This is a genomic window from Microbacterium sp. Bi128 (assembly GCF_918698205.1).
Window position 1 is genome coordinate 1 of sequence record NZ_CAKKMM010001118.1, and the last position, 1689, is coordinate 1689.

Annotated in this window: 2 protein-coding genes; both read left to right on the forward strand. The window is 67.7% G+C overall.

From position 1 onward, the window contains the following. Nucleotides 1–99 precede the first annotated feature (99 nt). Nucleotides 100–606: a universal stress protein gene (locus LQV45_RS30360; protein ID WP_230010937.1), complete on the forward strand. Its 507-nt coding sequence runs from the start codon at nucleotides 100–102 to the stop codon at nucleotides 604–606. A 249-nt stretch (nucleotides 607–855) separates the two neighbouring features. Next, nucleotides 856–1527 carry a hypothetical protein gene (locus LQV45_RS35835; protein WP_308288953.1) on the forward strand — a complete coding sequence of 224 codons (672 nt, stop codon included), beginning with the start codon at nucleotides 856–858 and terminating at the stop codon, nucleotides 1525–1527. Nucleotides 1528–1689: the final 162 nt, after the last annotated feature.

Consider the following 1689-nt stretch of genomic DNA (forward strand, 5'->3'; position numbering starts at 1 on the left):
GACCGGAAGGCCGCGAGTGGGCATAATGAAGGCGTGGATTCCCGCTGCGCCCGCAAGGCATAGACATCCTGCGGGTGCGCGCCTCGACTGACAGGACCCATGGAAACTCCCGGTGATTTTCAGCAGGCCGGGGCCGGCGAATGGTCGGACGGCCCGCTGGTTGTCGGTGTGCCGTGGGAATTCGACGGGCGCCTGGTACGGGCCGCCGCCGGGCTCGCCGCGATCATGGGAGTGCACCTGATTTGCGCGTTCGTGGACCCGGCGAGCTACCTCACGGAGTGGGAGCCCGCCGGAGTCCTGGATGGCACCTCACTGGATCCCGCCCCGAATGTCGAAGCCGAATACCCGGCCTCACAGCTGCTCAGCTGCCTTGAGGGCATTCTCGGTCCTCCCGGCGGGGCATGGTCCTTCCGGGTGCTGAACGGCGAAGTTGCCCACGCCCTGGACCGGCTGGCGCAGAGCGCGGGCGCGGCTGCGCTGATTGTCGGCGGGCAGCGGCCTGGGCGGATTGCCCAGATGGGCCGGCTCCTGGAGGGCTCGGTCAGCGTTTCCCTGACCCGTCTGCAGGGCAGGCCAGTACTGGTCGTTCCGCACGCGGGTCAGTGACGCACGCGCCGGCCGTGCGTTCCGTCCAGCGACGGCGGGTCAACAGCGGGCCGGCAGCGCACCAACAAACCTGAGGCCGGCGGCGCGGGTTCATCCGTTCCGGGTGACGGCCCCGGGCCGCCGCGGCCATAGCGTTGGAGTACCGCCGGTGTGCGAGCGCCCGGGATGCGAAAGATTGCTGGAGCACAAGGGGCTGACGCTGACGGCGGAACTGCACGAGCCGTCAACGCCAGCGAATCGAAGTGAGTGATGGTAGACCCGAACAAGCCAGCAGCCGTCACGTCAGAGGCGCGGGCGCTCTTCGTCGGCAGCGCCGCCTTCCTCGTCCTGGGCGGCATCGCTTTTCTGCTGATCGGGCGGGAACCGGTCCCGTTGTCCGGACGGGGTTCAGTTGGTGACATTGCCTCGATCGGCACGGCTGTGCTGGGCGCCGGGGCGGTGGTGGCCGGTTGCCTGCAACGTCGTCCGGCTGTGGCACCGGAGGCCCGCGGGGGAGGCCGGATCCGCACGTCCATCGATATCGCCGCACTCGCGCTGGCGCACGCCTGCATCTTCCTGCTCGGCTGGCTGGCGCTCTTTTCGCTGTTCCAGCAGGCGTTCATCGGTGCGGTCGTCTACCCGTTCGCGGCCGCTGTCCTGGTCGGGACCACGGGAGCCATCAGCGCCTATATCGCCTACCTGTCCGCGCTCAGCATGACCGCCTATCGCCTCGCCGCCCTCCTCGCCGGCGGAGTCCTGTTCGTGACGGGCCAGGCCGTCGCCCTTGCCGCCGGCCAGAGCGAATGGCTCGTATTCTTCAACGAATCCGTCAAGCCCCCGATGTGCCTTGCGGCATCGATCTGTGCGATCGCCGGGTTCTTCCTCAACTACAAGCGCTACGAAAACAAAGAACAGACTCCCCAGAAGGCAGCGACGCGATGACCGACACCAGGGAATCCGGAACCTACCCGTCCTTCGCCGAACTTCTCGAACGGGAGGGTGCGCTATCCGGGACGTCGTGGGGGCTGTTTCCCCAACCTGACCGCGGAACGCCGTCCTTCATCACGCAGGACACCACCCTGGAGGCCAGGAACTGCATCAGGA

Excerpts from the sequence above, each read along its gene's own strand:
- LQV45_RS30360 (WP_230010937.1), top strand. The coding sequence starts at position 100 with ATGGAAACTCCCGGTGATTTTCAGCAGGCCGGGGCCGGCGAATGGTCG.
- LQV45_RS35835 (WP_308288953.1), top strand. The coding sequence starts at position 856 with ATGGTAGACCCGAACAAGCCAGCAGCCGTCACGTCAGAGGCGCGGGCG.